The organism is Paenibacillus sp. 01T422 (assembly GCF_056398785.1).
The window spans coordinates 1-5,216 of sequence record NZ_JBFTQB010000432.1; the positions used below are offsets into that span (position 1 = coordinate 1).

At 49.2% G+C, this 5,216-nt stretch carries 4 protein-coding genes; all 4 read left to right on the forward strand.

Annotated elements, in window-relative coordinates; translation table 11 throughout:
- Positions 1 to 3,359 (forward strand): DNA polymerase III subunit alpha (locus AC1DUA_RS22215; protein WP_477501847.1); only part of this gene is annotated, 3,359 nt, incomplete at its 5' end.
- A 70-nt stretch (positions 3,360 to 3,429) separates the two neighbouring features.
- On the forward strand, positions 3,430 to 3,930 hold the full coding sequence (locus AC1DUA_RS22220) for a phosphatidylglycerophosphatase A family protein (protein ID WP_477501848.1): 501 nt from the start codon (positions 3,430 to 3,432) through the stop codon (positions 3,928 to 3,930).
- A gap of 172 nt (positions 3,931 to 4,102) precedes the next feature.
- On the forward strand, positions 4,103 to 4,291 hold the full coding sequence (locus AC1DUA_RS22225) for a glutamate decarboxylase (RefSeq protein WP_145659579.1): 189 nt from the start codon (positions 4,103 to 4,105) through the stop codon (positions 4,289 to 4,291).
- 68 nt (positions 4,292 to 4,359) lie between these two features.
- The coding region (gene accD, locus AC1DUA_RS22230; protein ID WP_477501849.1) for an acetyl-CoA carboxylase, carboxyltransferase subunit beta at positions 4,360 to 5,216 on the forward strand (857 nt) is incomplete at its 3' end.

Genomic DNA, 5,216 nt, shown 5'->3' on the forward strand with positions numbered 1-5,216 from the left:
GACAAGAACAGCCGATTTATCATCTCATTTTGCTGGCTAAGAATTACCAAGGTTATCAGAATCTGATGAAGTTATGCTCGATAGGGCATTTAGAAGGCTTTCATTATAAACCGAGAATTGATTTGGAACATTTATCCAAGCATTCCGAAGGACTTATTTGTCTGAGTTCCTGTCTAGGCAGTGAAATCTCGCAGCACTTACTGCATAATCGGCAGGATGAAGCGAGACAAGCCGCGGAGCGCTATCAGCGTATTTTCGGAGACGACTTTTTCCTGGAAATTCAAGATCATGGCATGATTGAGCAGAAGAAAGTCATGGTTTCCATGATTGAACTGAGCAAGCAAAACGGTATCCCGTTGATTGCAACGAACGATGTGCACTATGTGACGGAGCCGGATCATGTGATGCAGGATATTTTAATCTGTATTGGTACTGGCAAAACGGTAGATGATACGGATCGGCTCAAAATGGGCACRAGCCAGATGTATTTGAAAAGTGAAGAAGAAATGCGGCGTTTATTCGTGCATGTGCCTGAAGCGCTAACGAATACGGCTGTCGTGGCTTCGCGCTGCGAGCTCGAACTTGAGTTTGGCAAATCGATTTTGCCAAGCTTCCGTCCTATCCCTGAGCAACTTACTTCAGTAGAATATTTGCGAGATCTGTGCGAGATGGGCTTGAAGCAGCGGTATGGTGCAAAGCCGGAGTGGGAACAGCAGGACTCGCCTCTAAGGAAACAAGCAGAAGAACGCCTGGCTTATGAATTAGGCGTCATTGAGAAAATGGGTTTCTCCGATTATTTCTTGATTGTGTGGGACTTCATTCGTTTTGCCCATGAGAAACATATCATGACAGGTCCAGGGCGGGGATCCTCCGCTGGAAGCCTCGTAGCTTATGTGCTGCGCATCACCAATGTCGATCCGCTTCATTATAAGCTGCTTTTTGAGCGCTTTCTGAATCCTGAGCGGATTACGATGCCCGATATCGATATCGATTTTAGCGATGAACGGCGGGATGAAGTCATTGATTACGTCGTTGCCAAATATGGGCATGAGCACGTAGCTCAGATTATTACCTTCGGAACGATGGCGGCCAAAGCGGCGGTCAGAGACGTCGGCCGAGTTTTGAACGTGCCTTACGGGGATGTAGACCGCGCGGCCAAAGCGATTCCGAATCAGCTCGGCATGACGCTGACGGAGGCGCTTCAGGTAAGTTCCGATCTCAAGTCTCTAGTCGCCAGACAGCCCAAGACAGCAGAACTACTCGAGATGGCTAAGCGTGTAGAAGGTATGCCGCGCCACGCATCGACACATGCGGCTGGGGTTGTTATTTCCAGAGAGCCGCTCACACAGTATGTGCCCCTTCAAGAAGGGACGACTCAGACGGCGCTAACGCAATATACGATGGAGCATTTGGAAGCCATTGGACTTCTGAAAATGGATTTTCTAGGTCTGCGGACATTGTCGATTATTGAACGGACCGTGGATTGGATTGCCCAAATGGAGGGCCTGCGTCTGGATTTCGATGAACTGGATATGGACGAAGATGCTGTTACTTACGGGATGCTGAGTAAAGGCGAAACCACCGGCGTTTTCCAATTGGAGTCAACAGGTGTCCGCAAAGTTCTGAAGGATTTGAAGCCTTCTGTTTTTGAAGATATTATCTCCGTTCTGGCCTTGTACCGTCCGGGTCCGATGGAGTTCATTCCTAAATATATTTACGGTAAACACGGTCAAGTGGAAGTGGTTTATCCGCATCCGACGCTAGAGCCGATCCTTAGGGATACGTACGGCATTATCGTGTATCAGGAGCAAATTATGCAAATTGCCTCCTCGATGGCCGGCTTCTCCTTAGGCGAAGCGGATTTGTTACGGCGTGCGGTTTCCAAAAAGAAGCGGGAAGTACTCGATGAAGAACGTGCCCATTTCGTGAAAGGCAGCTTGCAGCAAGGTTTTAGTGCGGAAGAAGCGAATCATGTCTACGATATGATTGTTCGTTTTGCCGACTATGGCTTTCCTAGAGCGCATGCTACGGCATATGGGGTACTGGCTTTTCAGACGGCGTATCTCAAAGCGCATTACCCGATTTATTTCATGGCCTCCATGCTAACGGCTGTGATGGGGAATCACAGGAAGGTAGCCGAATATGTAGATGAGTGTAGGCGTACGAAAATTGCTGTTCTTCCACCGGATGTGAATATGAGCGGAACGGTGTTTACGCCTGATCCTCAAACTGGGGCGATCCGGTTTGGGCTTGCAGCAATCAAAAATGTAGGTACGCAAGCGATCGATGCTATTTTATTTGAACGCAAGAAGTCTGCCTTCGAGAGCTTGCTTGACTTCTGTAGACGTGTTGATTTGCGAGTCTGCAACAAGCGGGTTATCGAATCATTGATTCAGGGCGGGGCATTTGACTCTTTGGGAGGTCATCGTGCTCAGCTCATGGCTATTTTGGACGAAACGATCGCTTCTGCTACCAAATGGCGCAAGGAGCGGGATGACTTGCAGCTTCACCTCTTCGGCTTTGTCGAAGAGCCGAACTGGGAAGTTGAAGTTCCGAATATTCCCGTCATGCCGCAGAGCAAGCAGCTGGAACTTGAGAAGGAACTTCTCGGGATGTACATCTCGGGGCATCCGCTGGATGCCTACGCAGAGCCTCTTGAGGAGATGGAGGCGGCCATGCTCCACCAGCTCGCTGAGCTGCCGGATAACAGCGAAGTTCTCGTCGCCGGGATGATCCTCTCGAACAAGACGATCGTCACCAAGAAGGGGCAGCCCATGGCCTTCATGGAGCTGGAGGATCGCATCGACAAGGTCGAGGTGGTGCTCTTCCCCGAGACCTGGAAGAACGCAGCTCCGCTCGTGCAGAAGGGCAGACTCGTCCTCGTTCGGGCGAAGCTGCAGCTGCAGGACGAGGATCCGCCCAAGCTGCTCGCAGAGCAGGTGGCCGCGCTGGACGACCCAGCGGCCATTCAGCGGCTTCGCCGGCAGCCTGGGGCGCCTAGGCGCGCTGTTGGCGCAGCCAGCACTCAGCCAGCTCGCGCGGCTGCCGCATCTGGGGCTGCGCGCAGCAGCACCCCTGTCAAGCAAGCGGCCCCGCCAGCGGGCCGCCAGGCAGCCCCTGCGGAGGCGAAGCCGCAGCGGGTGTTCGTCAAGATCTCGGCTGATTGCGAGCAGCCGGATAAGCTCTTGCAGCTGAAGGCGCTGCTGAAACTGCACAAAGGGCCGCTCGCGGTTGCGCTATTCTACGAAAGCAGCAACAAGCTTTTGGCCCTGAGCGACCAATATTTGATCGATCCCTCCAAGGATCTGATCCGGATGATCGAAACGATCATGGGTAAAGATTCTGTAAGGGTGAAATAAAGCCTCCTTCCTCCGCATATGAATAGGAACCCGGCATTTCAGGGGCATTCCATGTGTAGGAGGGGGACTTATGACCGAACAACATATGATCCAATTGCTGCAAAAACGCGGTGTGACAGTGGAACAAATTTCCGAAATTGTGTTCAAGCTGCAGAAGCCCTATAATGATCATCTGACGGAGCAAGAATGCACCGACAGTGTAATGGCTGTACTCGCCAAGCGGGAAGTGCAATATACGCTGTACACGGGCATCGCGCTGGATGAGCTGGCAGAGAAGAAGCTCTTGCCGGAACCTTTGCAATCCATCCTTGAGGCAGACGAACCCTTGTTCGGTGTCGATGAAACACTGGCCCTAGGCATTGTGCATGTATACGGAATGATCGGATTAACCAGCTTTGGCTACCTGGACAAAGAAAAAATGGGAATTATTCGGAGTCTTAATGATGATAAAAGCTCTGTGCATGTTTTTCTGGATGATTTAATATGCGGATTAGCGGCTGCCGCGTCTGCCAGAATCGCTCATCAGAATGAGCATGCGCCTGATTATAGCAGTAAAATACGTCTGGACTAACTTGTTAGTTCAGACTTCACTTTTTTTTCATGAATGTGCTCTGTTGCGGGAAAAAGAGAAATTATGATATCATTATTCCATTGTGTGTGCCTATGCTTATTACAGGATGTTTATTATCATCGTACTAAATGCCCTAATCCATGTAGCAGTACTTCATAGGAGGTTTTTTTTCATGTGGACGGTGATATACATAGCTCCTACCGCGAGAATTGCAGAGCGGATTAAACAGAGGCTGACGGAAGAAGGATTTCTCGTACAAGTAAGGGGTATCTCCTTATCCAAAAATCAGTTCGAAATTGTCGTTCCCGCAGGGGAAGTTGAAGAAGTGCAAGAAGTACTCAATTCTATTTTACATAGATAATGAAAAGTAGAAGCAAGTAACCTGGCTTGTCAGAGATTCACGATAATAGCCAATTTAGAGGTGGAAATGTGCTAAAGGATTTATTTCAAAAGCGTAAATACGCAACGATTCCTTCTGAGAAAACAAAAAGGGAAATTCCCGAAGGGTTAATGAATAAATGCCCGAAATGCGGTACCATTCAAACGAGTAAAGAGCTAGAGAAAAACCTGAAAGTGTGTACAGCTTGCGGCTACCATTATCGTTTAAGCGCATTGGAACGTATTCAATTAACGCTCGATGAAGGCCAGATTCTGGAATACGATGCGGATATGATTTCTGAGGACCCTTTGCAGTTTCCTGATTATGTTGAGAAATTAGATAAAGCGAAGAGCACGACGAAATTACAAGATGCGATTATTACCGGTGAAGGCACAATTGGCGGCTATCCGGTCGTGATTGCAGCAATGAGCTTTGACTTTATGGGCGGATCACTTGGGTCCGTTGTAGGAGAGCGAATTACGAGAGCAGTGGAAGCTGCCATCGAGAAGAAAGTTCCTATTATTATTTATTCCACTTCAGGTGGCGCTCGTATGCAAGAAAGTATTCTTAGTTTGATGCAAATGGCCAAAACAAGTGCAGCCATATCCAAGCTTAGCAACGCAGGCGGGCTCTTTATTTCCGTCATCACGGATCCGACATTTGGCGGTGTTTCCGCAAGTTTTGCGATGCTGGGTGACATTATTATCGCTGAACCAGCAGCACCGTTTGGATTCACAGGCCGCCGTGTTATTGAACAAACCATTAAACAAAAGCTGCCGGACAATTTCCAAACATCAGAATTCAATCTCGAGCATGGTCAGCTCGACAAGGTCGTGCCCCGCAAGGATCTAYGACCTACGTTAATCAAGCTGTTGGACATGCACGGAGTGAAGGGGGAGGCGACTTA